This is a genomic window from Fictibacillus enclensis (assembly GCF_030123385.1).
In the GTDB taxonomy this organism is placed as follows: domain Bacteria; phylum Bacillota; class Bacilli; order Bacillales; family Fictibacillaceae; genus Fictibacillus_C; species Fictibacillus_C enclensis.
Genome location: NZ_CP126109.1, coordinates 4,672,023 through 4,697,261, shown reverse-complemented (window position 1 = coordinate 4,697,261; position 25,239 = coordinate 4,672,023). Strand labels below are relative to the sequence as shown.

Here is a 25,239-nt window from a genome sequence, read left to right as displayed (position 1 = left end):
AAAAAAATTATTTAGCAAAAATATGATTGCCAATGCGTGTAACGCTTTGTCGTGTGAAAATCCACTGGTTGGTTGCCGTGTTTGGATTGTAATAGAAAACGGAACCGTATGTAGGATCCCAGCCTTTTAAAGCATCAACGACTGCACGATATGAATCGGGGCCGGGAGGCAGATTGTATTGGCCGTCATGAACGGCAGTGAACGCGTTTGTCTCGTTGACAACACGGTAGGCATCCTTTGGAAAACGGCGGTCTTCCAGGCGGTTCAGGATCACGGCAGCAACAGCGACTTTACCAATATAGGATTCTCCACGTGCCTCTCCGTTGACCACCCTTGCCATAATGTCCAGATCGTTTAATTTTCTCAGTGTTTTAGGACCGGCTACTCCATCAGGAACAAGTCCGGCTGCCTGTTGAAAGTTCGCAACAGAATTTTTGGTAAGAGGACCAAAGTATCCAGTCACCGGGCCATGAAAATAGCCGGCGTTTTTCATAGTATGCTGCAGAGCGGTGACTTCCCGGCCAGTACTCCCTTTTCCCAGCATTTGAGCGTACGACAAGCTTGGTGTGGCTACTAGTGTGAACCCCATGACGACTAAAACTGCAATTCTTTTTACAATCTTCATCAATCTACATCACCTCTCGCTATTTTTTTACGCTACCGTTTTACAGTAACAGACAAATTTATACTATAAAATCCAACTTTAGGTTTATTTTGGAATGAGGAGGAAGTAACTTTTTTTCCTTTGATAAAGGGACCTGGGCACTATTTACCATGTACGATTAAATGACATAAAAAGCAGGTGATCAAATGGCCCATCCTATTGTTTTTAGTATCATTGGCGGAGGAAGCGGTCTTCCCGTATTGTCCGAAACCCCTCCAGGGAACAGCCTTCAGGAGCTGTATACGTTTCACGAAGAACTGACGGTAAAAAAGAAGAAAATACAGGTCGCCGAGCAATACGAAGCCAGGCCGCTGAAAAAGGCCTGGCTGTTGTTTATTTCAATACTCATTTTAGTTCACCTACTACAGTGGTTGGTTCTTTGCCGGTTACGACTGCAACCAAATTCTCCGCGGCAAGCATGGCCATATCAAATCTCGTTTGGTAGGTGGCCGATCCGATATGGGGAAGGGTCACCACATTTGGCAATTTGAGCAGCGGGTTATCCGGTGAAACCGGTTCCTGGTCGAAGACGTCGAGGCCGGCAGCAAGGATTTCCCCGTTTTGAAGAGCTTCTGTCAGTGCCCCTTCGTCCACTGTCTGTCCACGGGACGTATTAATAAAAATGGCTGACTTTTTCATTTGGGCAAACTGCTCTCGGCCCATCAGGTGCTTTGTTTCTTCGGTAAACGGAACCATCAGCAGCACAAAGTCCGACTTCTGTAAAAGTTCTTCCTGTGACACATAGGATGCATCCAGTTCTTTTTCTGTCTCCATCTTTCTGTGGCGGTTGTGATACAGAATATCCATGTTGAAGCCGAATTTGGCACGGCGGCCGATCGCCTCGCCAATCCTTCCCATGCCGATGATACCAAGCGTTTTTCCGTGGACGTCCACACCAAACAGCGGTTCATCACTTTTCTTTTCCCATTTTCCGTCCTTCACGAGCTTGTCGAGCTCAGGTACACGGCGGGCCGCAGACAGCATGAGCGCGAGGGCAAGGTCAGCCACGGTCTCGTTCAACACGTCCGGTGTGTTGGTCCCGATGATGTTCCTTCGTTTCATGGCATCCGTATCAAAATTGTTGTAGCCGACCGAGATGTTGCTCACGACTTTTAAGTTGGGCGCATGATCAAGCAGTTCATCATCGATCTTTTCCCCGGTAATCAAAAGACCTTCTGCCTGTCCCAGCTTCTGCAGCAGCTCGCTGCGGGGAATCGGCTCCGAGCCTTCCCATTTATCGTAGGAGCAGTGTTCAGCAATATAGTTTTCGACTTCTTCTGGTACAGGTTTTGCCAGGTAAACATAAGGTTTCAAGGATGTTCCTCCTTTTTAGTTTTCAATCGGTTTGTTCACGATGAACCAGTAGCACAAGGCCGCACAGCCCGCAATAACGCCTCCGGAAATAAAAGCCAGAGAGTAGGAGCCGGTAGAGTCGACGATCAAGCCGGCGATGACGGGAGAAAATGCACCGCCAAAATACCCGCCAAAGTTTTGAATCGACCCGACAGAAGCGACCATAGACGGCGGGGCAATGTCCCCGGCCAGCGCCCATGCACTTCCAGTCATCGCTGAAATAAAGCAAAGAGCAAGGGTAAGCAGAGCAATCGTCATGGCAAGGCTCTCGACAAACGGAACAGCGCATACGACGATAGCAGCACAAATGGCACTTACACTAATCGCAATGCGTTTTGCCTTGATCGGTGACGCCATTTCTTTGTCCACCATCTTTTTGGTCAGGTAGCCTCCGAAAATGTTGCCGAAGATTCCACCTACCCAAGGAATCCCTGCATAAATTCCCAGTTCTTTTAGTGTAACACCATGAACGTTCGTCAGGAACAGGGGAAGGAAGACAAGGAAGATGTTCCAGATCCAGATGGTGCAGAAAAAGCCGAGAATCATTCCCCATACACTCCGGTATTTGAACAGCTCTCTCCATTTAATTTTGGAGGTTTGGATGCTTTGCTCAGAACCTGCCCCATCCGACTGGATATAGTCCAATTCCTGTTTGGTCAGCTTGCGGCTTTGGTCCGGATTTTTGTAAAAAACGTAGAATCCGATGGCGAATATGATGCCAAGAACTCCAGTGATGTAAAAAAGGGCTCTCCAGCCAAACGTAACCATGATAAATACGAGCAAAGGCGGTGCAATGGCAGGGCCCCATTTGGAGGACGAATCCCAAATTCCTGTCGCCAAACCCCGTTCCTTTTTAGGAAACCAATAAGACGTGATCTTTGCCATCGTCGGAAAGCATGGTGCTTCACCGACACCGAGCAGCACGCGGGCGAAAATGAACGAGCCCATCTTGGATACTGCGCCGGTCAGCATGGTCGCTCCGCTCCACCAAATCAAGGCCAGGGTATACACTTTTTTCGTGCCAAACCGGTCGATCAGCCAGCCCGCCGGAAGCTGCATGAGGGCATAGCTCCATGAAAAAACAGTGCCTAATAAACCGATATCCGTGGCAGTCAGCCCCAGATCTTTCATCATTTGCGGGGCAGCAATCGAAAGGTTCGCACGGTCAAGATAATTGATAATACCCCCGATCAACAGCCAGATAACGACCGTCCAGCGAAACTTCTTTGCCAGATTGGCCGTTTTTATTTGCTTGGTTTGCAGATTTGCATCCATAGCCATACCTATCCCTCCTAAAATTATTAAAACGCCTTAATTGGCAGCGCTTTCAAAATAAAAAAATAAGGCAATCTTCTGTCAGGACAAGGAGGCAAATCTTCATTAGTTTTATAATGTAAAACTAAGTTCTGATAATTAAACAAAAAATAAACAGATAATTCTGTCGATAATCTTATTATGGTCATAAAAGTTTGTCAATCGTTCTGGAAAGAATGGGCATAAAGACCCAGGGAGAAGAGGCGAAAAAGAAGAAGGGGCTGTCCTGAAAATCGACCTTCAGGCACCCCCTTTTTTTGAGTAAAAAGCTTCCTTGAAAAGTTGATTGTAGTGAAAGGCGCGAGATCCTCGAAAATGAACACCACATTTTCTTCGTGCGATGTTTCGCTGCCGAAGCGTTCCTTGTCCAGTGGGACTAGCGTGACAGGTGAGACTAAGTAGGTGCTAGCACCGGTACCCGGCGCTTGCGCCAAAAGGTAGGCGTTCACGCCGGTAAGGTAGGCGTTCACGCCGGTAAGGTAGGCGTTCACGCCGGTAAAACGAGCGGCCTGGAACGAAAATCAACTGCTTCCAGACTTCTTGGACAGCCCCTTTAATTAAAACTTATTCAAAGGAAAATTGAGATAAAGTAGTATTAAGTTCATTTGTTAATGTTCGTAATGAAGTGATTTTATCAACGACATTACTGAATGAAGTGAGCTGTTCAGTAGTGGAAGCGGAAATTTCTTCGCTGCCAGCTGCAGTTTCTTCTACAACCGCGCTGATATTCTCTACATTTTTTAGTACGTTTTCGTTGGATTTCTTAGAGTTATCGACTCCAACCACAAGTTCTTCTAACACAGTAGAAATACCTTGGACTTTTTCTTCGATTTGTTCAAAAGTCCCTAAAGTACGAGCCATATGCTGGCTTTGTTCGTTTGAAATTTTTACACCCTTTTCAACGGAATCTGAAATGATTCCTAATCCTTGTTGAATAAGTTTAACCATCTCAAAGATATGAACAGTAGCGGTAGTTGATTCATCGGCTAGTTTTCGTACTTCCTGTGCAACTACTGCAAAACCTCGGCCAGCTTCTCCTGCACGAGCGGCTTCGATTGTCGCATTTAAAGAAAGAAGGTTAGTTTGGTTTGCGATCTTCGAAACGATATTGGCCATGTCTTCAATTTTTGTAGCATATTGAATGAATTCCTTTGTAGCTTCTTCAATTGAATGTGTTGCCTGGATATTCTCCGTAAGCAGAACTTGCTGCATATTGATCGCGTTTCTTCCTTCTGTGATTGCAACAGAGGCATCAGAAGCGTAATCAAAGGACTGGTGAGCGATATTCACATTAGCTGCAAATCCTCTGTCCATTTGTCCAACTAATTCTACAGAGCTTTGTAAATTTTCTGAGATACTCTGTGTACCGATAGATAATTCATCAGTAGAAAAAGCAATTTGCTTACTTGATTCGGTCAAATGCTCATTTTCTTGTTCTAATTCAATCGCGAATGATTCTACTTTTTGACTTGCTGAACCAATTGAAGTGATAAGAGAAGTAAGCTGCTCCACCATTTTAGAAAACGATTCATTGAGCGTACCTAATTCATCATTATTTTTATAGTTCACCTTTTCAACTACCAGATTTCCAGAGGCGATTTCTTGTGCATTTTTGGTTAATTTCTTTAATGGTTTTATAATACTGTTGGTCATACGAATTAAGAAAAATGCTGAGATAATCATTAATGCAATACTACCGATAAGAGCAAAGGTAATTACGAAATCAATTTGGTCTTTTGTAGACTTCTTGATAAAGTTGTAGTGGGAGTCAGTAATTAAGTTTAAGGAATATAAATCATTGGAAATCCCTTTTGTTTTCATACTTTGTTTTTTAATTTCAGCTAGGTTGTCACTATTGAATGCTGTTTCCGTTTCCTCTGTCAATGTTTTGAATTTGGAATAAGCCAGCTCAAAATACTTTTCCCCTTGCTTAGTAACGAGTAAAGGTTTCGTATGAACAAACGCTTTATCTACATTTCTTAATTCATCAAGAGAATCTTTTTTGTTTCCTTCCGTTGGATGGCTTGCGTAATTGTTAAGATTCAAACTTACTAATCGCATCTCTGCGCTTAGGTCCTTGACGGCGACTACTCCGGATACATTATCTTCATTCGAATTCTGGATGGAAAGCATTTTAGTGATGATGAACCCGATCATCAGTATAGATAAAACAAGGCCGATCAAAGAATTGAAAAGAATTTTTCTCCTTATAGACATTTAATTTCCTCCTGCTGTCGAAATGCTACTTGTTGTTAGTTAGTAAAGGATACCTCATTGTTGATTATTTTTTGCTCCGCTTCTTTCAGCTTGGCTTGTTGTTTATCTGATAAAGAAACCAGACGAATGGTTGCAAGCCCAACACCTTTTTCAGCCAGACCAAGTTCAATGTGTTTGTTTTTAATGGTTTTCGTTTGTTTAAATTCTTTTACAACATCATAAAGAGCGCTATCCACATTTTTGACCATTGAAGTTATGATTGCCTTTTCAGCATAGAAGAATTGGTCACTATCTACACCAATAGCATAAACCCCTTCTTGTTCCGCTTTTTTTAAAACACCAACACCTGTAAAACCAGCCGCGGCATATAACACATCACTCTTTTTTGCAATCATGTCTTTTGCAATTTTTTCACCGAGTTTATCATTCCCAAAATCTCCTGCATATTCTTTAAGGACCTTAATAGAAGGGTCGATAGACTTAACTCCCTCGGTAAACCCTTTAGCGAATTTTTGAATAAGCGGTGCGTTTTCGCCACCTACAAATCCTACTGTTTTGGTTTTTGTTGTTAAAGCAGCCATTACACCGGCAAGGTAACTTCCTTCATCTTCTTTGAAGGTCAGAGAAGAGACATTATCTACATCTGACACGGAATCCACTAGTAAAAACTGTTTTTCAGGATACTTCTTAGCCACTTTTTCTAAATCTTCTTGAACCATAAAACCCAGACCAATAATCAAATCATTGCCTGATTCAGCTAACTCTGTTAATCCTTTTTCATATGTCTTTGTATCTTTTAATTCTCGGTATTCAAAAATGATATCTAAATGGTCTCGTGCTTTTTCTAATCCGTTAAAACCGGCATCACTAAACGACTGATCTCCAAGGCCAACATCCGATAGCATGATACCAATTTTGGTTTTATGGTCTATGGGATTCGTTTCTTGTAAACCACAACCGCTCAAAAGAATGGTGATAAGTAAAAGTACTCCTAAAAAAATGCGTGTGTGTTTCTTCATGCTGTACTATTTCTCCTTCCAAATTGTGCTGGGATACATCACAATGTTATTATCGGTATCTGACAAATGAGAGTTTAATGGATGATAAAATGTTTCAAAAAAAATGCCCTGTATGCTCAAATCGAGACATACAGGGCTTTTTTTATCGCTGAGGATAGTGTTTTTTATATTCCTTCATCGTTTCGTCGTACAGTTTTTCAACAGACTGAGAGCTATCAAGCTTAAGAACGGGGCTTTTTGATATTCTCATGAGATACGCATGCTGAGCATATGTGCCTGCACTGCTTTTATTTGTCGCAGTGTAATAGGTTTTGCACCATTCTAAAAAGTCGTTTGTGTACTCTCTGTTTTCATCAAGCCACCATGATTTAGTCAGATTTTCCCGTTGGCGTTCTCTATCTCTTAACCGTTTTAATCGGATGGTTTCATTAAGTGAAAGAAAAACCAGGAGCTCCCGGCTGCAAAATCCCTGGGGATACCAAGAATAAGTAGAACCTGAGACCACATAACTGCTGGAAGATTCCATGTCTTTTTGATACATGTCCAACCGCTTTTCAATCGGATGATTTTCAGTAAAAGTATCATCTTTCCACAAATATTGATCGGTATCGATCCATTTAATCTTTTCTTTTTCACTAATGTATTGGGCCAAAGTGCTTTTTCCGGCTCCAGACCCACCGATGATTTGTATTTTCACTGAGATCACCCCCTATTTAATTAATTTTACGAGATAGAAACTGTTCACTCAATAAGGGATTATTTTTTATGAAAATGACGTGATATGCAACTATTCTTTGTCGAACCGCAACTAAAGTGGGCTATACCGCAACTATTTCGTGTCGAACCGCAAGTAATATTTACCTTCCCGCAAGTATTCGTGTCTTTAGCGCAAGTAAAGTACATCCACTAGCCTGGACTGCCAAAAATTTCTCTTTGACATTTATAAAAAGAGAAATTATACTGTGTGTAACCGGTTACACATCAGAACCGCTTATTTATTTCAACAACATGTAACCGGTTACACATAGCGATTTGGATTTTATGGGGTGTTCAGTATGGCAACCATCAGAGATGTCGCCAAACAAGCGGGGGTTTCCGTGGCGACGGTATCCAGGGTGCTCAACAGCAATGGATACGTAAATAATGAAACAAAGAAAAAGGTAGACGAAGCGATCAGGCAATTGAATTACAAGCCAAATGCGGTTGCCCGAAGCCTTTATAAAAAAACATCAAAAACAATCGGATTGATCGTACCGGACATTGTGAACCCGTTTTTCCCCGAACTGGCAAGAGCGGTGGAGGATACGGCTCACAAGAAGGGCTATAATGTGTTCTTTTGCAACACAGATGAGAATGTGGAGAAGGAAGAGCATTATCTGGAGATTCTTCTCCAAAAGTATGTGGATGGCGTGATTGTTGCCTCCAATACGCTCACAGCTGAAAAAGTGAAAGAGCTGAACATACCTGTCGTAAGTATTGACCGCAAGATTACCGCGGAAATTCCAACAGTGGTCGTAAAAAATAAGGAAGGTGCGCAAAAGGCAACAAGTTATCTAAAAGAAATTGGCTGTGAGCGCATCGCCCATCTCAGGGGCCCTCACCATATTGATAACGCGAACGAGCGGGCGGACGGCTACCTTGAAGAAGTGGGAAGCGCGCCCTGGTTCCAATCCAGCTATATAGCGGACGGAAACTATGTGATGAAGACCGCGATCCAGGCAACGCTGGAGCTTTTGGAGCGTCATCCCGAGATTGACGGGATTTTTGCGGCAAACGATGTGATGGCGATCGGAGCAGTAAAGGCCGCTCATCGGATTGGAAAAAAGGTGCCTGAGGAGCTGGCCATCATCGGGTTTGACGGAATTTCCATAGCCGAGGCGACGACACCAGAGCTAACCACCATTGCGCAGCCGATCTACGATATGGGGACAGCCGTTACCGATCTGCTCGTAAAGCTCATTGAAAAGAAGCCTGTCGAGCGCACGTTCCTCGAACTGGAGGTTGAGCTAATCGAGCGGGAATCCACCAGAAAACAGAACAATAACAAAGGAGGACGATAACATGGCGCCAAAGATCACAGTAGTAGGCAGTATTAACATGGACCTGGTGACCCTTTCGGAAAAAGTGCCCAAGATGGGAGAAACCCTCCTTGGACAGGAATTCAGGACGATACCTGGAGGAAAGGGAGCCAACCAAGCAGTGGCAGCGGCAAAACTCGGAGCTGATGTCCGGATGGTAGGCTGTGTCGGTGATGATGTATTTGGCACAGAGCTGCTGGAGCATCTGAAAAAACAGGGCGTCGATGTCAGCCATGTAGATCAGGTTTCCGGATCAACAGGAACGGCTACCATCCTTGTTTCAGAAGGTGATAACAGCATCATTGTGGTTCCTGCAGCCAACCATAGTGTGACTCCTCAGTTGGTGGAAAAGAAGCGGGATGCCATCGCCGGCAGTGATTTTCTGTTGGTACAGCTTGAAATTCCGCTGAAAAGTGTCCAAAAGGCGGTGAGCATCGCAAAGGAAAACGGAGTAAAGGTCATCCTGAATCCCGCTCCTATACAGGAGTTGTCTGAAGAACTCCTACAGCAAACGGACTATATCACGCCTAATGAACATGAGCTGGAACAGTTGCTTCAAGGACGTGACCAAGCCTCCATTCAGGACAAAATCATTGTAACTAAGGGATCGGAAGGCCTTACGTTTTATCAAAACAATGAGGAAGTGAATATCCCTTCTTACAAAGTTGAGGTAAAGGACACGACAGGAGCGGGAGATTCATTTAACGGGGGACTGGCAGTTGGATTGAGTCAAGGTCTATCGTTACAAGAAGCCTGCAGATATGGAAATGCGGTCGCGGCCCTTTCGACCACCAAGCTCGGTGCCCAGACCGGCATGCCAACAAAGGAAGAAGTCGAGCAGTTTATCGCTGTTAACGGATAAATTTATATAGAAATTACAGCACGAAAAAGAGGTGAGGCAATTGAAAAAACACGGGATGCTGAACAGTGAGATAGCAGCTGTGCTGGCACGGCTCGGGCATACAGACACCATCGTGATCGCAGATTGCGGTCTGCCGATCCCTGACAACGTAAAACGGATCGACATCTCCCTGACCATGGGCACACCAGGCTTTCTGGAAACCTTGAGGGCTGTCGTGGAGGACATGGAGACAGAAGAAATCACGTTTGCTGAGGAGCTGCAGGAAAACAGCGCCTACCTCCAGCAAGTCCTGGGCACAGTGCCTGAGGCAAAACAGCAGATGGTGCCGCACGAAACGTTCAAAAGGTTAACGAAAAACGCAAAAGCGGTCATCCGCACAGGTGAAACTACACCTTATGCCAACATCATTTTACACGCGGGGGTGATTTTCTGATGAATGAAACACCACTTGTTCAGTTAAGCGGAATCTATAAATCTTTTTCAGATGTACACGTGTTAAAAGATGTGAATTTTGAAGTGAGGCCCGGAGAGGTTCACGCCCTTATGGGAGAAAACGGCGCCGGCAAATCAACATTAATGAAAATTATGGCCGGCATCTACCAGCGGGACAAGGGAACAGCCATGGTGAAAGGAAAAGAGGTTCATTTTTCCTCGCCTAAGGAAGCGGAAGAAATGGGAATCGGCGTTGTCCATCAGGAGCTGAACATTATTCCTTATCTGACCGTCACCGAAAATCTGTTTCTTGGAAAAGAACTGACCTACGGTAAAAGCGGAATTTTACGGACAAGTGCCATGCGAAAACAAGCAAGGAAAGCACTGGAGGCATTAGGAGTTAAGATCGATCCCGATGCGGTCGCCGGCGAGCTTTCCGTCGGGCAGCAGCAGATGATCGAAATTGCGAAAGTGCTTGAAACGAACTCGGACTGCATCATCATGGACGAGCCGACCGCCGCACTGACCGACCGTGAAATCGAAGCCCTTTTTGAAGTCATTGAAAAACTGAGAAACCAGGGCGTAGGCATTGTGTATATTTCCCACCGGATGGAGGAAATCTTTCGTATTTGTGACCGAATTTCTGTACTGCGGGATGGAAATTTTATCGGTACAAAAACGGTAAGTGAAACGGACTTCGACGAAATTGTCTCCATGATGGTCGGCCGCGAGCTCGGTGAACGGTTCCCGGAACGACAGGTCACGATTGGACCAGAACGGCTCAGAGTGGAAAACCTGTCGCGGAATGAATACTTCGAGGACATTTATTTTGATGTAAAGCAGGGAGAAATCCTTGGAGTCGCCGGATTGATGGGTGCTGGCCGCACCGAGATCATGGAAGCCATTTTCGGATACAAGAAAAAGGACAGCGGCACCGTTTATCTGGACGGTCAGCGCTTGAACATCTCAAAACCCGCGGACGCGATTGCCGCAGGATTGGCTTTTGTCACAGAGGACCGCAAAGACAAAGGACTAGTGATCGGGATGACTGTCCGAGAAAACTTTACTCTCACCAATTTGAAAGCGGTCTCAAACAATGGAATTCTTTCTGCGCGATCGGAACAGGAAGAAACCGACCGGCTGATTAAGAAACTCCACGTGAAAACGTCAGGGCGGGAACAAACCGTCAAGTCGTTGAGCGGAGGAAATCAGCAAAAGATTGTCATCGGTAAATGGGTCAACAATCAGCCGAAGGTATTGATCCTTGATGAGCCGACGCGCGGAGTCGATGTTGGCGCCAAGAAAGAAATCTACCAGATCATGAATGAACTGACCGAGCAGGGAGTGTCGATCATTATGGTATCTTCCGAGCTTCCCGAAGTCCTTGGCATGAGTGACCGGATTCTCGTCATTCATGAAGGAAAGATCGCGAAAATCATGCATCGTGAGGAAGCCGATCAGGAGAAAATCATGCATGCTGCAACAGGAGGGATGTAAGAATGTCTGCATCAACAAGAAAGATCAGCATTTTTCAGAAACTGGGTCCGCTTATCGGACTGGCTATTATCTTAATTGTTCTTTCCATATTAAGTCCGCAGTTTTTCACATTGGCCAATATTTTAAATGTGCTGCGGCAGGTGTCCATTAATGCCTTGATCGCATTTGGACTCACCTTTGTCATCCTGACGGGAGGGATTGATCTGTCCGTCGGCTCGATGCTCGCACTTTCCGGAGCCATAACGGCAGGATTGATGGCCGGCGGTACAGATCCGATACTCGCTATGCTTGTCGGATTGGCAGCGGGAGCCGTCATGGGTGCCATCAATGGTTTGATCATCACAAAAGGGAAGGTCGCACCGTTCATCGCAACCCTTGCTACCATGACTGTGTTCCGCGGGTTGACCCTCGTATACACCGATGGAAAACCGATCACAGGCCTGTCCGATCATATGAGCTTTGTATTGATGGGCCGTGGGTATTTCGCAGGTATCCCGATTCCGGTCATCTGGATGCTCGCATCCTTCGCTGTTCTTTGGTTCCTTTTGAAAAAGACGACCTTTGGAAGAAGAACATACGCCATCGGAGGCAACGAGGAGGCTTCACTGCTCTCCGGGATAAAAGTCGACCGCATCAAAGTGATGATCTACTCGCTGACCGGTTTGCTTTCGGCTTTTGCAGGAATCATCCTTACATCCCGATTGAATTCGGCACAGCCAACAGCGGGTACCGCGTATGAACTCGATGCTATCGCAGCCGTTGTACTTGGCGGAACGAGCTTGTCTGGAGGCAGAGGATGGATTTTCGGAACGCTGGTCGGTGCTCTTATCATCGGTGTACTGAACAACGGACTGAATCTGTTAAACGTTTCATCCTTCTATCAGCAGGTCGTAAAGGGCGGGGTCATCCTTCTCGCCGTATTGCTAGACCGCAAGAAGGCCGCTTAATTTTAGTCAAAATATAGGGAGGAATACATGATGAAAACCATGGTTAAAAGTTTTGTTTTATTGCTGGTTGGTGCTTTGCTCTTGACCGCTTGTTCCACAAAAGCACCAGGAACAGAGAGCGACAGCAAGAAAAAAGGCAAAGGGGATCTGAAAATCGGTCTTTCCATTTCCACACTCAACAACCCGTTCTTTGTTACGCTAAAAGAAGGTGCTCAAAAAGAAGCGAAAAAAGCAGGCGTGCAGCTTAAGTCAGTGGATGCACAGGACGATTCTGCAAAACAGGCCAATGACATCGAGGATTTAATCCAGCAAGGTGTGGACGTACTTCTTGTGAACCCAACAGATTCCGCTGCCATTTCCTCAGCGATTGAATCAGCCAACAGCGCCGGCATTCCGGTCATCACCGTCGACCGTAGTGCAGAAGGCGGAAAAGTAGTCTCCCATATCGCTTCCGATAACGTGGAAGGCGGTAAAATGGCAGGCGAATACATTGCCAAGCAACTGAAAGGCAAAGGAAATGTCGTCGAGCTTGAAGGGATTTCCGGATCTTCAGCCGCCCGTGAGCGTGGAGAAGGATTCCATAAAGCCGTTGATAATGAAAAAGGAATGAAAGTTGTAGCGAAGCAAACCGCAAGCTTTGACCGTGCCAAAGGCTTAAATGTTATGGAAAACATCCTTCAAGGCAACAAAAACGTAGATGCAGTATTCGCGCACAACGATGAAATGGCGCTTGGTGCCCTACAAGCGTTGGAAGCAGCAGGCTTGAAAGATGTAATTGTCGTCGGCTTTGACGCCACCGATGACGCACAAAAAGCGATCAAAGACGGAAAAATGGCTGCAACCGTTGCCCAAAAGCCGGACATGATCGGTTCAGAAGCCGTACAAACAGCGGTAAAAGTTAGCAAGAAAGAAAAAGTAGACAAGTTTATTCCCGTTGATCTGGACTTGATTACGAAATAAATGGACGTTTTTATGAAAATGACGTGATATGCAAGTATTCTTTGTCGAACCGCAACTAAATCATGTCGAAGCGCAACTAAAAGTTCCGGAACCGCAACTAAAGTCCACATTACCGCAACTAAATTATGTCGAACCGCAAGTAAACTCCAAAAGGACCTTTGAAGATTCTCTTCAAAAGGTCCTTTTTTGTATTTAAGGAAATTAAATGAACAGATTACGAAACCTTCCAATTATTTTTTCGTATGTAATAGGAGACACAACTTTTATCACAGAAAAAGGCTAGGGCAAATTACTACAAAAAATGTCTATTTTTATGTAAAAATCCCTGTTATACCAAGGTTATAGGTCTTTTGCAAATGGTGAAACAGTATCTATTTAACTACATGAATTTAAATACAGGGCTTATTTTCCTATTTACTGGCATTGTGTAATTATTTATACTTATATGGGATTTGAACCCATAATTACAATTTTTTATTAGGGGTTACCGGTGCACGACGAAGAATGAAAACGATGAACTCAAAAAATGAGGAAAGTGTGATTTTCTGAATGTGCGGCTTTATCAGTGTCTTAAGCAATTCTCCGATGAATGGGATCGACCAAAACATTGAGCGATTTAAGGATATGACAAATATCATCTGGCATCGGGGCCCGGATGATGCAGGATATTATTTTGATGATCATGTGCTCTTTGGCTTCCGAAGGCTGAGCATCATTGACATTGAAAGCGGGAAACAGCCAATTGGTTACGAAGATGACCGGTATTGGATGATTTTTAATGGTGAAATCTACAACTTCATTGAAATAAGAGAAGAATTGGAAGCGCTGGGCTATACATTTCAAACAGAATCAGATTCAGAAGTCATTGTTGCGCTATACAGCCATAAACGTGAACGGGCGGTGGATGATCTAAGAGGAATGTTCAGCTTTGTGATCTGGGACAAAAAGAAAGAAGAGCTTTTCGGTGCAAGAGATCACTTTGGCATCAAACCCTTTTTCTATTTGGAAGATCACGACCATTTCTATTGCGCGTCGGAAAAAAAGAGCATTCTTCTGGCCACAGATGGCGGGAAGCTTGACCGGGAAAGTGTGCAGCATTATCTTACCTATCAATTTGTACCAGAGCCTCATACCCTATCGGAAAAAATCAAGCGTCTGGAACCCGGCCATTACTTTATGAAAAAAATCGGCCAGAAGCTGCAGATCAAGCCGTATTGGAAGCCAAAGTTCACGCCAAGACTTCAGGAGCTGAGTGCGTCAATTGAAGACATACGCCATGGGTTGCGAGAATCAGTGAGCCTTCATATGAGAAGTGATGTTCCCGTTGGTGCGTTTTTGTCAGGCGGGATTGATTCCACTAGTATTGTGGCACTTGCGAAAGAGCATCATGATGCTCTGAAAACCTTCACGGTTGGATTTGAACGGGAAGGATTCAGTGAGATTGATGTCGCCAAAAACACCGCGTCAGAACTGAAGGTTGAAAACATACACTACGTTATACAGCCAGAGGAGTTTCTTAAAGAACTTCCAAAAATCATCTGGCACATGGACGAGCCGGTTGCCGACCCTGCGGCTGTTCCGCTCTACTTTTTAGCGAGAGAAGCGAGAAAGCATGTGACCGTCGTTCTGTCAGGAGAAGGGGCGGACGAGCTGTTTGGCGGATATACGATTTACAATGAACCCCATTCCCTGAGGCACTTTCGTTATCTGCCTTCCGCTCTTCGGAAAGCGCTTCCAAAGATTGCTAGCCTTCTTCCTCATGCGATGAAGGGCAAAGGCTTTCTCGAGCGGGGTGCGATGGACATCGAAGAACGTTACATCGGCAATGCAAAGATCTTTTTGGAAGAGGAAAAGGAAAAGCTTCTAAACGATTATAATGAGGAGTGGCCGTTTCAAAACGTGACACAGCCTCTTTATCAGAAGGTGCAGCATTATGATGACGTTCATAAAATGCAGTACATCGACATGCACACATGGCTTCGCGGAGACATTCTTGTCAAGGCCGATAAAATGACGATGGCTCACTCCTTGGAGCTCCGGGTTCCTTTTCTGGACAAAGAAGTATTTAAAGTGGCGTCTCGCCTTCATCCGTCACAAACCATTGCGGAAAAAACAACAAAGTATGCTCTGCGCAAGGCGATGGAAGGCATTGTGCCAAACTCGGTGCTTCACAATAGAAAGCTGGGCTTCCCGGTGCCGATCCGCCACTGGCTGCGAAATGAGTGGGTAAGCTGGGCGATGGAATTGATTGAAGAGAGCGAAACTGATTTGTTGTTTGATAAGAGTGTTGTGCTGGGTCTTTTACAGGAACATCAGGCAGGACAGCGTGACAATAGCCGCAAGATCTGGACCGTACTGACTTTTATGATCTGGCATCAAGTGTTTGTAGAAGACAAGTATTCGTTTCGAACTGATGCGTTGGAAAGAGAAAAAGCGACGTCACCTGTATTTAATAGATAAAGAAATGGGGAGCAGTCTGTGGGCTGCTCTTTTTTACTGGAGTATTTTTCAAAAGGGAAATAACATGATGATTATTTTCTTGGCAAGAAATATAAGGAAGATCGCCGAGATGCTGAAATAGAAAATAATAAACTATTTCCGGGGAAATTCCACAATTTTTGCAGGGAATGACGTGCTTTTCCATAATTTATAAGGATACGATACGGGAAAGTGAGTGGGTGGGATGTCCATAGGTAGAATCATTTATTATCATCGCAGGAAGCAGAACAAGACACAGGAACAGCTCTGCCAGGGAATTTGCTCGGTGACTCACTTAAGCAAGATTGAGAACAACGTAAAAGATGCGAATCCGAAAACGCTGCAGCTGCTGTGCGAGAGGCTCAACATTTCGACAGAAGAAGAAAACAGGAAAAGCGACCAGGTCAGCCGTCTGCTCGAAACCTTCTTTGACAGCATGGAACGGTTGCAAAAGGATTCAGCACAACAATTGTATAAGGTGCTGGAGAAACAAAAGGATTACATACAATGCACAGAGATGATCTATCTCTATGAGCTATACCGGCTGCGATACATGCTCATGACCAATGAGCTCGGGGAGTTTGAAAAAACAGCTCAGCAAATGAGGAAATATCAGTCGAAATTTTCGCCATTTGAATTGTTTTTATGGGATTTTTTGCAGGGCGTCTACCATGGACAAAGGCAGCAATTTACCCAGGCACTGGCGATACACAGCCGTAACGAGCAAAAAGCCGAACTCTATCATACGAAAGTGACGGACTACTATTATTATTTGTCGGCGGTGCACGGGCATCTGTATCACTATTCCCTATCCATCCATTATGCGTATAAAGCGCTCAGGGTTTATCAGAACAGCAATAACCTGCTGCGAATCGTTTACGTGAAGATGATTCTCGCCGTTAATTTCATTTTTATCGGAGAATACGAGAAAAGTTACGAGATGCTGCAGCTCATTTTAAGGGATGCCGAGCAGCTGAAAGACCGGGAAATTCGTTCGCTGGCTTATCATAACCTGGGCTTTTTGTATTTTCGGAGGGAGAAGATGAAGGAGTCACTTGATAATTATGCGGTGGCGTTGAAAATAAAAGAACCGTATTCCTCTTCGTATTACGTGACAGTTGCCTGTATCGCGGAAACGCTGATCAGCGACCATCAGCATGAGAAAGCGGCAGCGCTTTTAAAAAAGGAACTCAACCGTTTTCAGGATGAGAAATCTCCTCAATTTATCGAGCTGAAGATCCTTTATCTGGAAGCGCTGGGTAATCAAAAAGCGTTGATTAACTATTTGACCAAGGACGGCCTTGCGGTTTTACAAAAGTATTCAAGCTTTACCCGGGGCTTTAAATACCTTGAAATGATCTCCTCTTTTTATGAGGAACAGAAAGACTATGAGAAAGCCAACCATTTTCTCCGGCTTTCCACAAAGCATATGAAAAATCTATTGTTTAACATTGGTTCTCCCATAGAACCTGAAAAAGAATTAGTGAAAGTTTAGGACAATTGTGGACAGCAATTGTCTTTTTTGTCGATTTTTTCCCAAGTTGAAAAGAACGCGATCTTCTTTTCCAGCCTGGTCTCCGGGACTTTTTTACCGGTCTGAAAGGCTACTGAAAGAGACGGTTTTCACCCGGCTTTCACACAAGATTTTCCCAATTACGAACCTGGCAAGTTCCCCTTATACTTTTTCATAACAACGATAAAAAGGAGGATCGCTCGCGGGATTTTGTCAGGGGGACATCATTACTCAAAAGACAGGAGAATGCATGATGGGAAAATCAAAATCGAAAAAATGGCTGGCAGCCGTAATGACGACAGCTTTGCTTGCTGTTCCGAATCTGCCGGTCAACGCCATGAACTCATCCACGATATTAACAAAAGCATCGCAAGACCAGGATACACAGATCGGAAAGAAAGACGAAAAGAAAATTACACTCATTACCGGCGATGTGGTCACAGTAACGGAACTTGGGGACGGTAAGAGCACGGTAACGGTTGAGCCGGCTGAAAAGGGGGATACGGGGACGAGGATGTTAACGATCGGCAAGGATACATATGTGATTCCGCAAAAAGCGATGCCTTATCTCGCCGCCAACAAGCTGGACAAGCAGCTGTTCAATATCACAGCACTTTTGGAAGATGGCTATACAGACGGACAAACAAAACAGCTTCCAATCATCGTCCAGTACAACGAATCCAAAGTTCGCACCAAAACAGTTTTGCCTGCGGCACCGGAAGGCTCTTCAAAGACACGTACGCTGGAAAGCATCAACGCAACAGCGGTTTCGGCAGATAAGAAAGAAGCCGAGGATTTCTGGGCCGATATTACGAAAGAAGAACAGCCAACCAAAGCAAAGGCGGCCAAATTCGAACAAGGCATCAAGAAAATCTGGCTGGATGGAAAAGCAGAAGCAACGCTTGCAGAAAGTGTGCCGCAGGTTGGTGCGCCTGAAGCATGGGCTGCAGGATATGACGGTAAAGGAACGACGGTTGCCGTTCTTGATACGGGAATCGACAACACTCACCCGGATATACAGCCTCAATTGACCGAAGCGGTGAGCTTTGTGCAGGGTGAGGATGCAGTCGACCATCATGCCCACGGCACACACGTCGCGTCGACTGTTCTCGGTACAGGGGCAGCTTCGTCCGGAAAATATAAAGGCGTTGCACCCAGTGCAAAACTATTGGTCGGAAAAGTATTGGATAACAGCGGATCCGGGCTAAATTCGTGGATTATCGACGGTATGGAGTGGGCATCGCACAAAGCCAAAATCGTCTCCATGAGTATCGGGAGCACTGAAGCCAGCGATGGGACCGACCCAATGGCTCAGGCGGTTGATAACCTGAGCGAGGAAACCGGTGCACTGTTTGTGATCGCGGCAGGCAACTACGGCAATGAGGGCACCATCGGTTCACCGGGAGCCGCCGATAAGGCGCTCACTGTGGGAGCAGTGGACAAGTCGGACAAGCTGGCGTACTTCTCCTCTCAAGGCCCGCGTATCGGAGACCAGGCGCTCAAGCCGGATCTTACGGCTCCAGGTGTGGACATCACTGCGGCCCGTTCCCAATACGCGACCAAAGGATCGGGATCTTATTTGAGCATGAGCGGAACCTCCATGGCGACACCACACGTTGCAGGTGCAGCAGCAATCCTGTCACAGCGCCATCCGGACTGGAACGGCCAGCAGTTGAAGGACGCCTTGATGAGTTCAACGAAAGAGCTTTCTGAGATTAAACCATATCAAGGAGGAACCGGCCGTTTGGATGTTGCCCAGGCCACACTTGGCCACATTAAGGCAACAGGCTCTCTGGATTTTGGGTTCTATGATTACCCGCATGAAAACGATCCTGTAAAAGAAAAGATCATCACGTATACGAATGACAGTGACCAGGATGTATCGGTAAATGTGACAGCTTCATTCAAGGATCAAAAAGGAAACGATGCCCCCGACGGCATGATCCGATTGTCTGCCGATCATATTACTGTGCCTGCAAATGGTTCAGCAGAAGTAAAAGTGCTAGTTGATCCAAACCTCGGCGCTTTAGGCTCCCGTTACCAGGGACAAGTTACTGCAACGTCTGACAGCAAGACTGCTGCGCACACGGCAATCGGTATGATTAAAGAGGACGAGCGCTATTCATTAACCTTAAAAGCAACGGACCGTGATGGTTCCGAAGGATTGGCCTATGTGGCATTGTTCAGTGAAAACATGGATCCAACCTTTGTGGAAGTGAACGGCACGAAGGAGGTAAGACTTCCGAAGGGCACATACTCTGCGATGTCCATCATGGATGTGGATTCAGATACCGATCATGTGGGAGCAGCCGTTGTCGGTGATCCGGAAGTGAAGCTGAATAAAGCACAGACGGTGGAACTGGATGCCCGCAAAGCACGCGAAATTACCGCACATGTTCCGAAGAAGGCAGAACCAAGCTACCGCCGTATGGAATTGTTCCGAAAGCTTGGGTCAAAAACGGTCGATGATATCTGGATGCTTCCGGTAGCTGTCGATAAAATGTACGCCGCTCCAACAAAGAAAGTGAAGGAAGGACAGTTTGAGCTGCTCACCCGGTGGCGCCTTACCAAACCGGTATTGACGATCAATTTTAGAGGAAATGAACTCGATGATCTTCCACAGGCAGGAAGCACTCCATTAAAGGGCAACCTCCATGCCAAAGCTGTTTATGCAGGTAAAGGAGCAGCTGAGGATTATAACCGTTTAAACACGAAAAACAAAATTGTCATCGTGGATCGCAGCGATGAGGTGAAACCGAATCAGCGCGCTCTGAATGCCTTGAATGCAGGAGCCAAGATGCTGATTGTAGCCAATGACAAACCAACGGAAATCAGTGAGTACTATGCAAACAATGATGGAAGTGATGTGAAGTTACCGGTTGCGGCCATCAGCGGGACAGAAGGGGATAAAGTCATAAAAGCCGCACGTTCAGGCAACCTCACCCTTGATGTAAAAGGAACGCCGAATACACCGTACGTGTATGATCTGGTAGACCCGCATACGGACCAAATTCCAAAGGATTTATCTTATGCACCGAAAACTAGTGAACTGGCGAAAATCGATACGCGCTATCATTCGGACCGCAACGCGCCAGGCGGAGAGTTCCGTTATGACTTCCGTCCATACTCAGCACGCGGCATAGGGTTTTTGTACAAAATTGACCTTCCTTCCATTCGTACAGAATGGATGTCTGCGCAAGTTGGAACGTCGTGGTACCATGAAGCACAAGTGATCGACAGCCCGTGGGGTGTCCGGGAAACCCGTCTTTCCTATCAACCGGGTGAGCGCCTAAGCCAGGATTGGTTTGCGCCGGTTGTTCGTCCGCGCTTAGGTGACGGATTCTGGGTGCCCTATCGATCTGATAATTCATTGGTTATGAACATTCCGGCATGGGCCGACTCAGGTGAAGGCCATACCGGCTCCGATCTGGGAGAAGAACCGAATAATACGCAGACTCTGAAACTCTATCAGGGTGATACCCTCGTGGAGAACCGTACAGGGCAAGCGATCTATTCGTTTAAAAACTATCCGGCTGCCAACACACAGTACAAATTGGTCAGTGATGCCACACGTGATGCAAAGCGCTGGCATACATCCACAAGCACGCACACCGAGTGGACATTCTGGTCCAAGGCACAGCCGGAAGGCAGGTACAATTTGCCGCTGCTTTCCCTGGATTATAACCTGGACACTGATATGAACGGTGATGCAATTGCCGGCAAAACTACGAAACTCGTCCTCTCTGTGGTGCAGATCAAGAACGCGATCGGCAATGGAAAAATACAAGGGGCATCTCTGGATGTTTCATTTAACGAAGGGCGAACTTGGAAAAACGTAAAGGTTGTCCGGGACGGAGACAGCTGGACAGCTGCCATTAAAAATCCAAAAAAAGCCGGAGGTTCTGTTTCATTAAGTGCCAATGCGTGGGATGACGCAGGAAACAAGATTAATCAGGATATCATTAAGGCCTATGGGGTCAGGTAATAGGTGAATGGATCGGATGCAGGAGAAGAGGCTTGTGGGGCCTCTTCTTTTTTGTGCGTAGGGAGAGAGGTTGAAATAAATATAGCGAAATTTGTCGAAACTTATTAAGCATAAACGGTTATCGCATAATAGAGGGATTTTCGCGGATAAAGAGCAAGAATTCGCGGATAATTCGTTGTTTTTGCGGATAAATAGCCTAAATTCGCTTATAAGTTAATTTATGGAAGTGGGATGCGTGGTAAAATCCTCATCTTTTCCAATAAATTGGCCGAAAAGAGGCTAAAATCGTTTTGCGAACTCTGTTAAACTACTTTGATAACTCAAAAGCCTTCTTTTTAACACGAAACAACCCAGTAATCCTCAAACACACAGCAAAAAGCCACCCGATTTGGGCGGCTTCCTTACATTCCTAACATCAACCCCAATTTTTCTCCACAAATCGAACAACAGGTTCTAAGTTAGTCTCATTCGCAATCTCGATCAAAGCGGGGACGACGGTTGGATCGGTTTTAGAGAAATTAGGGATGCGTGGATCTAACCGATAGAAGCGCTTGCCGAGCAGGTTCTCACTAACCATGGATTCATAATAGGCGGAGCTGCTGCTGGTAATTTGCAAAAAGGGCAGCAGCGGTTCATTCGTTGAATGATCCAGGAGGACGCCCCAGTTCGGTGGCAGGTCCTCCAGGTTTTCAGGACGGATGTTATCTGCGCTGACCATTCCCCAGCCTCTGGTATCTCTTCTTAACTGTGTTGGCTGTTCGCCTGTTCCGATGGATAAAACCGCAATTTTGTCCAAAGGGACGCACGCTTTACCAACTGCGAACGAAATACAGGCCGTACATGGGTTTGTTGCGACGAGATAGCCATCCGCATAATTCTGGTAGGCGCGTTGTGCCGTGGGTGCGCCGCTGCTCCGGAGGATAACATCGCTCACTTTTTCATTTAAGTAGGGAGAGCCAGGGAAGTTGTTGAACAGCACAGGATTCCACCGATCCACCTCTGGGTCGTACAAGTGAAACGAAGGAATAACAACTTTTGGTTTTAAGTCTTTAAGACGAAGGTCATCCGGGAAAAACTCCCGAATCGCTTTAATAAAGCCGGAGAATGGCAATTGCTGATTAAAAACAGGACCACCTGGCCGCGAAACACTGAATGCCGGCAGAATTTCTTTCTTGAAAAAACGGAAGGTTTCTTTTGGCGTTCTTCCGCTGGCTAGCGCAAGAGCGGTAAAGGAACCGATGGAATTTCCGGCGAAAACATCCGTTTTACGAACAAGTTGTGGCGTCAATTTCACCAATCGGTTCAAAAGCTGTAAGCTTAATGCTCCCAAAACTCCGCCTCCATCAAAGGTCATGATCCGGTATTTGCCCAAAGAAAATTCTCCTTTCTATTCCGATCACAAGTATCCTTCAGTTTATGTTAGTTTGGATGCAATTGTATGGGCGAAAAAACTCCCTTTGTTGAACCCCGGGTAAACACAAAAAAGCCAACCGAGCACAAGCCGGCTGGCGGCCATATCCCTTCCTTTATTGCCAAAAATTACTGAATGACTATGGAGGAGGTCCGATCGCAGTGGTGTTTTGCAGTTCTTGTCCTCAGGTAAATTTGTTCTTGTATTTTGTAAGCAAAAGTTTACAAATATCAAATAATCAAATTACTCTTTCTTAATATCTTTTGTGTAAGGTTAATAAGACAACTTGATATTAATAAACTGAGGAGGATGAATAATGAAAAAAGTAATTTTTGCAATAGCAGCCACCATTACTATTAGTACTTTATCAACTGCGTTTGTCTACGCTGATGCTCATAATTCCGGGAAAGAAGAAAATGAAATGGTTGAGAAATTACAAGACCTTACACGGGATAATACCTGGGAACAAAAAGGAAAAATCGATCTTAAATTTAACACTTATCATCCACAAGGAATGACGAAAGTTGGAGACGTTTATTACATGTCTTCCGTAGAAATCATAGAAAAACCGGTAAAATTAAATAAGCCTCAAGAAGGTTATGACCGTACACCAGGTAAAGGCATTGGCCACCTTTTTGTATTTAATAATGAAGGTGAACTTTTAAAGGATATTAAGCTTGGTGAAGGCAGTATATACCACCCCGGTGGCATTGCCTATGATGGTAAATCAGTTTGGGTTCCCGCTGCCGAATACCGCCCAAACAGCAAGTCAATCATATACAAGATAGATCCTCAAACAATGAAATCTAAGGAAGTGTTCCGCGCAAATGACCACATTGGTGGAATTCTTCGTGATGGAAAACATGGAACTTTAAAAGCTGTAAGTTGGGGTTCAAGATCCTTTTATGAGTTTAATGAAAAAGGAAAAGTACTTAGCAAATCAAATAACCCTAGTCATTTCATCGATTATCAGGATTGTGAAAACGCAGGAAAAGATAGCATGATTTGCAGTGGCATTACTGAATTGCCACAACATGGATCTGCCAATGATAAATATGAATTAGGTGGACTAGCTTTACTAGATATGAGAACAATGGATATGGTTCACGAATTGCCCATTACTCTGTTTTCAACTCAGGGACATGTTGTGACACGGAATCCAGTATTTCTTGAAAATACGAAACAAGGAATAAAAATGTACGCTGTTCCCGATGACGATCAATCTTCTATGCTGGTGTATGAAACAAAAGTTAATAGAACGACCGGGCAGGATAATTGAACAGCGTAGGTTGTTGTGGCCTATCCTTATCCACTAACGGTTTAGATTAAATCTGCATGGATAACCCAAAAGGCATTCTTTTTCACACGAAAATGCCTCAAAACTAATAGAATTTAGTCAAGTTCTCCTCACGCCAACGTCAGTCTACTTGCATACACCCCAATAGTTCTCCACAAAACGAACAACCGGCTGCAAATTGGTTTCGTTCGCAATCTCGATGACAATGGGAGCGGAGGCAGGGTCGGTTAGGGAGAGGCTGGGGATGCGCGGATTTAATCGAAAAAAGCGTTTGCCCAGCAGATTGCCACTGATCATGGTTGCATTATACGAGGCGCTGCTGCCGGTCACTTGAAGAAAGGGCAATAACGGTTCATCCGTTGCATGGTCTAAAAGCACGCCCCAGTTTGGAGGCAAATCCTCCAGGTTTTCGGGACGGATGTTATCTGCGCTCACCATTCCCCAGCCTCTGGTGTCTCTTTTTAAGCGCGTCGGCGATTCACCGGTTCCAATGGATAATACCGCGATTTTGTCCAGAGGTACGCCAGCCTTCCCAACGGCTAACGAGATGCTGTCTGCACTGGGATTCGCTGCAAAGATATACCCATCCACATAGTTCTGATAGGCACGTTGGGTAGCGGGGGCACCACTGCTTCTCAAAATGACATCACTCGCTTTTTCATTTAAATAGGGAGAACCTGGGAAGTTGTGGAACAGGACAACGTTCCAACGATCCAATTTCTGGTCGTACAAGTGAAACGCAGGCACAACCACTCTGCGGTTTAAGTCTTTCAGGCGGAGGTCATCCGGAAAAAACTCTCGTATCGCTTGAATGAAACCAGAATACGGTAATTGCTGGTTGAAAACAGGTCCACCTGGCCGGGAAACACTGAATGCCGGCAGAATTTCTTCCTTAAAATAACGGAAGGTCTCTTTTGGCGTTCTTCCGCTGGCTAGCGCAAGGGCGGTGAATGAACCGACGGAAGTGCCGGCGAAAAGATCCGTTTTACGGACGAGCAGCGGGGTTACTTTCGCCAATCGGTTCAAAAGCTGTAAGCTTAATGCCCCCAAAGTGCCGCCTCCATCAAAGGTCATGATCCGGAATTTGCCCAAAGTTGATTTCTCCTTTCTATTCCGAACAAAAGTATCCTTCAGTTTATGTTAGTGTGGCGGCAGGTGTATGGGCGGAAGATCTCCCTTATCCACCGATCTTTTTTGTTTCAAAGTGGTAAA

General features: G+C 45.3%; 18 protein-coding genes. 10 read left to right on the top strand and 8 right to left on the bottom strand.

The genetic code is table 11. The features are described from left to right. Positions 1 to 7: 7 nt before the first annotated feature. The 6 genes from QNH15_RS24215 to QNH15_RS24190 form a co-directional block, all read right to left on the bottom strand. The gene (locus QNH15_RS24215; RefSeq protein WP_283891209.1) at positions 8 to 625 is read right to left on the bottom strand and encodes a cell wall hydrolase; all 618 of its coding nucleotides are present in this window, start codon (positions 623 to 625) and stop codon (positions 8 to 10) included. 384 nt (positions 626 to 1,009) lie between these two features. Then, the gene (locus tag QNH15_RS24210; protein ID WP_283891207.1) at positions 1,010 to 1,978 is read right to left on the bottom strand and encodes a 2-hydroxyacid dehydrogenase; all 969 of its coding nucleotides are present in this window, start codon (positions 1,976 to 1,978) and stop codon (positions 1,010 to 1,012) included. 15 nt (positions 1,979 to 1,993) lie between these two features. Further along, on the bottom strand, positions 1,994 to 3,298 hold the full coding sequence (locus QNH15_RS24205; protein ID WP_283891205.1) for an MFS transporter: 1,305 nt from the start codon (positions 3,296 to 3,298) through the stop codon (positions 1,994 to 1,996). 597 nt (positions 3,299 to 3,895) lie between these two features. After that, positions 3,896 to 5,548 (bottom strand): methyl-accepting chemotaxis protein, encoded by a 1,653-nt coding sequence (locus QNH15_RS24200; protein ID WP_283891203.1) that lies wholly within the window; start codon positions 5,546 to 5,548, stop codon positions 3,896 to 3,898. A 35-nt stretch (positions 5,549 to 5,583) separates the two neighbouring features. Next, complete coding sequence (locus QNH15_RS24195; RefSeq protein WP_283891201.1) at positions 5,584 to 6,567, bottom strand: BMP family lipoprotein; 984 nt, start codon at positions 6,565 to 6,567, stop codon at positions 5,584 to 5,586. Positions 6,568 to 6,709: 142 nt separating this feature from the next. Next, a complete protein-coding gene (locus QNH15_RS24190) occupies positions 6,710 to 7,264 on the bottom strand; it encodes an AAA family ATPase (protein ID WP_283891200.1) in 555 nt (184 codons plus the stop codon). 358 nt (positions 7,265 to 7,622) lie between these two features. Here QNH15_RS24190 and QNH15_RS24185 point away from each other — a divergent pair, with 358 nt between their 5' ends. The 9 genes from QNH15_RS24185 (at position 7,623) to QNH15_RS24145 (ending at position 21,319) form a co-directional block, all read left to right on the top strand. Then, the gene (locus tag QNH15_RS24185; RefSeq protein WP_283891198.1) at positions 7,623 to 8,627 is read left to right on the top strand and encodes a LacI family DNA-binding transcriptional regulator; all 1,005 of its coding nucleotides are present in this window, start codon (positions 7,623 to 7,625) and stop codon (positions 8,625 to 8,627) included. A gap of 1 nt (position 8,628) precedes the next feature. Continuing rightward, complete coding sequence (rbsK, locus tag QNH15_RS24180) at positions 8,629 to 9,507, top strand: ribokinase (RefSeq protein WP_283891196.1); 879 nt, start codon at positions 8,629 to 8,631, stop codon at positions 9,505 to 9,507. Between the two features lie 40 nt (positions 9,508 to 9,547). Further along, positions 9,548 to 9,940: a D-ribose pyranase gene (gene rbsD / locus QNH15_RS24175; protein ID WP_283891194.1), complete on the top strand. Its 393-nt coding sequence runs from the start codon at positions 9,548 to 9,550 to the stop codon at positions 9,938 to 9,940. Beyond that, positions 9,940 to 11,436, top strand: a complete 1,497-nt coding sequence (locus tag QNH15_RS24170) for a sugar ABC transporter ATP-binding protein (protein ID WP_283891192.1) — start codon at positions 9,940 to 9,942, stop codon at positions 11,434 to 11,436. The genes rbsD and QNH15_RS24170 overlap by 1 nt, the downstream gene beginning before the upstream one ends. Positions 11,437 to 11,438: 2 nt before the next feature. Next, on the top strand, positions 11,439 to 12,383 hold the full coding sequence (locus QNH15_RS24165; protein WP_283891190.1) for an ABC transporter permease subunit: 945 nt from the start codon (positions 11,439 to 11,441) through the stop codon (positions 12,381 to 12,383). Between the two features lie 30 nt (positions 12,384 to 12,413). Further along, the gene (gene rbsB, locus QNH15_RS24160) at positions 12,414 to 13,343 is read left to right on the top strand and encodes a ribose ABC transporter substrate-binding protein RbsB (protein WP_061973895.1); all 930 of its coding nucleotides are present in this window, start codon (positions 12,414 to 12,416) and stop codon (positions 13,341 to 13,343) included. A 549-nt stretch (positions 13,344 to 13,892) separates the two neighbouring features. Next, the gene (gene asnB / locus QNH15_RS24155; protein ID WP_283891175.1) at positions 13,893 to 15,803 is read left to right on the top strand and encodes an asparagine synthase (glutamine-hydrolyzing); all 1,911 of its coding nucleotides are present in this window, start codon (positions 13,893 to 13,895) and stop codon (positions 15,801 to 15,803) included. Positions 15,804 to 16,026: 223 nt separating this feature from the next. Continuing rightward, positions 16,027 to 17,316, top strand: a complete 1,290-nt coding sequence (locus QNH15_RS24150; protein WP_283891174.1) for a helix-turn-helix domain-containing protein — start codon at positions 16,027 to 16,029, stop codon at positions 17,314 to 17,316. Positions 17,317 to 17,584: 268 nt separating this feature from the next. Continuing rightward, on the top strand, positions 17,585 to 21,319 hold the full coding sequence (locus tag QNH15_RS24145; protein ID WP_283891173.1) for a S8 family serine peptidase: 3,735 nt from the start codon (positions 17,585 to 17,587) through the stop codon (positions 21,317 to 21,319). A 415-nt stretch (positions 21,320 to 21,734) separates the two neighbouring features. Here the strand turns inward: QNH15_RS24145 and cotR (QNH15_RS24140) are convergent, their stop codons facing one another. Further along, on the bottom strand, positions 21,735 to 22,691 hold the full coding sequence (gene cotR, locus QNH15_RS24140) for a sporulation hydrolase CotR (protein WP_061973898.1): 957 nt from the start codon (positions 22,689 to 22,691) through the stop codon (positions 21,735 to 21,737). Between the two features lie 355 nt (positions 22,692 to 23,046). On the opposite strand from cotR (QNH15_RS24140), the gene QNH15_RS24135 reads away from it, so the two are divergent. Next, positions 23,047 to 24,009, top strand: coding sequence for a DUF6454 family protein (locus QNH15_RS24135; protein WP_283891170.1), 963 nt, complete (start codon positions 23,047 to 23,049; stop codon positions 24,007 to 24,009). A 144-nt stretch (positions 24,010 to 24,153) separates the two neighbouring features. On the opposite strand, the gene cotR (QNH15_RS24130) is transcribed toward QNH15_RS24135, so the two are convergent. Beyond that, positions 24,154 to 25,119 carry a sporulation hydrolase CotR gene (cotR, locus tag QNH15_RS24130; RefSeq protein WP_283891168.1) on the bottom strand — a complete coding sequence of 322 codons (966 nt, stop codon included), beginning with the start codon at positions 25,117 to 25,119 and terminating at the stop codon, positions 24,154 to 24,156. Between the last annotated feature and the right edge of the window lie 120 nt (positions 25,120 to 25,239).

Coding starts and splice junctions, on each gene's coding strand:
- QNH15_RS24215 (WP_283891209.1), bottom strand. CDS start 625: ATGAAGATTGTAAAAAGAATTGCAGTTTTAGTCGTCATGGGGTTCACA.
- QNH15_RS24205 (WP_283891205.1), bottom strand. CDS start 3,298: ATGGCTATGGATGCAAATCTGCAAACCAAGCAAATAAAAACGGCCAAT.
- QNH15_RS24200 (WP_283891203.1), bottom strand. CDS start 5,548: ATGTCTATAAGGAGAAAAATTCTTTTCAATTCTTTGATCGGCCTTGTT.
- QNH15_RS24195 (WP_283891201.1), bottom strand. CDS start 6,567: ATGAAGAAACACACACGCATTTTTTTAGGAGTACTTTTACTTATCACC.
- QNH15_RS24185 (WP_283891198.1), top strand. CDS start 7,623: ATGGCAACCATCAGAGATGTCGCCAAACAAGCGGGGGTTTCCGTGGCG.
- rbsK (WP_283891196.1), top strand. CDS start 8,629: ATGGCGCCAAAGATCACAGTAGTAGGCAGTATTAACATGGACCTGGTG.
- QNH15_RS24170 (WP_283891192.1), top strand. CDS start 9,940: ATGAATGAAACACCACTTGTTCAGTTAAGCGGAATCTATAAATCTTTT.
- QNH15_RS24165 (WP_283891190.1), top strand. CDS start 11,439: ATGTCTGCATCAACAAGAAAGATCAGCATTTTTCAGAAACTGGGTCCG.
- rbsB (WP_061973895.1), top strand. CDS start 12,414: ATGAAAACCATGGTTAAAAGTTTTGTTTTATTGCTGGTTGGTGCTTTG.
- asnB (WP_283891175.1), top strand. CDS start 13,893: ATGTGCGGCTTTATCAGTGTCTTAAGCAATTCTCCGATGAATGGGATC.
- QNH15_RS24150 (WP_283891174.1), top strand. CDS start 16,027: ATGTCCATAGGTAGAATCATTTATTATCATCGCAGGAAGCAGAACAAG.
- QNH15_RS24145 (WP_283891173.1), top strand. CDS start 17,585: ATGATGGGAAAATCAAAATCGAAAAAATGGCTGGCAGCCGTAATGACG.
- QNH15_RS24135 (WP_283891170.1), top strand. CDS start 23,047: ATGAAAAAAGTAATTTTTGCAATAGCAGCCACCATTACTATTAGTACT.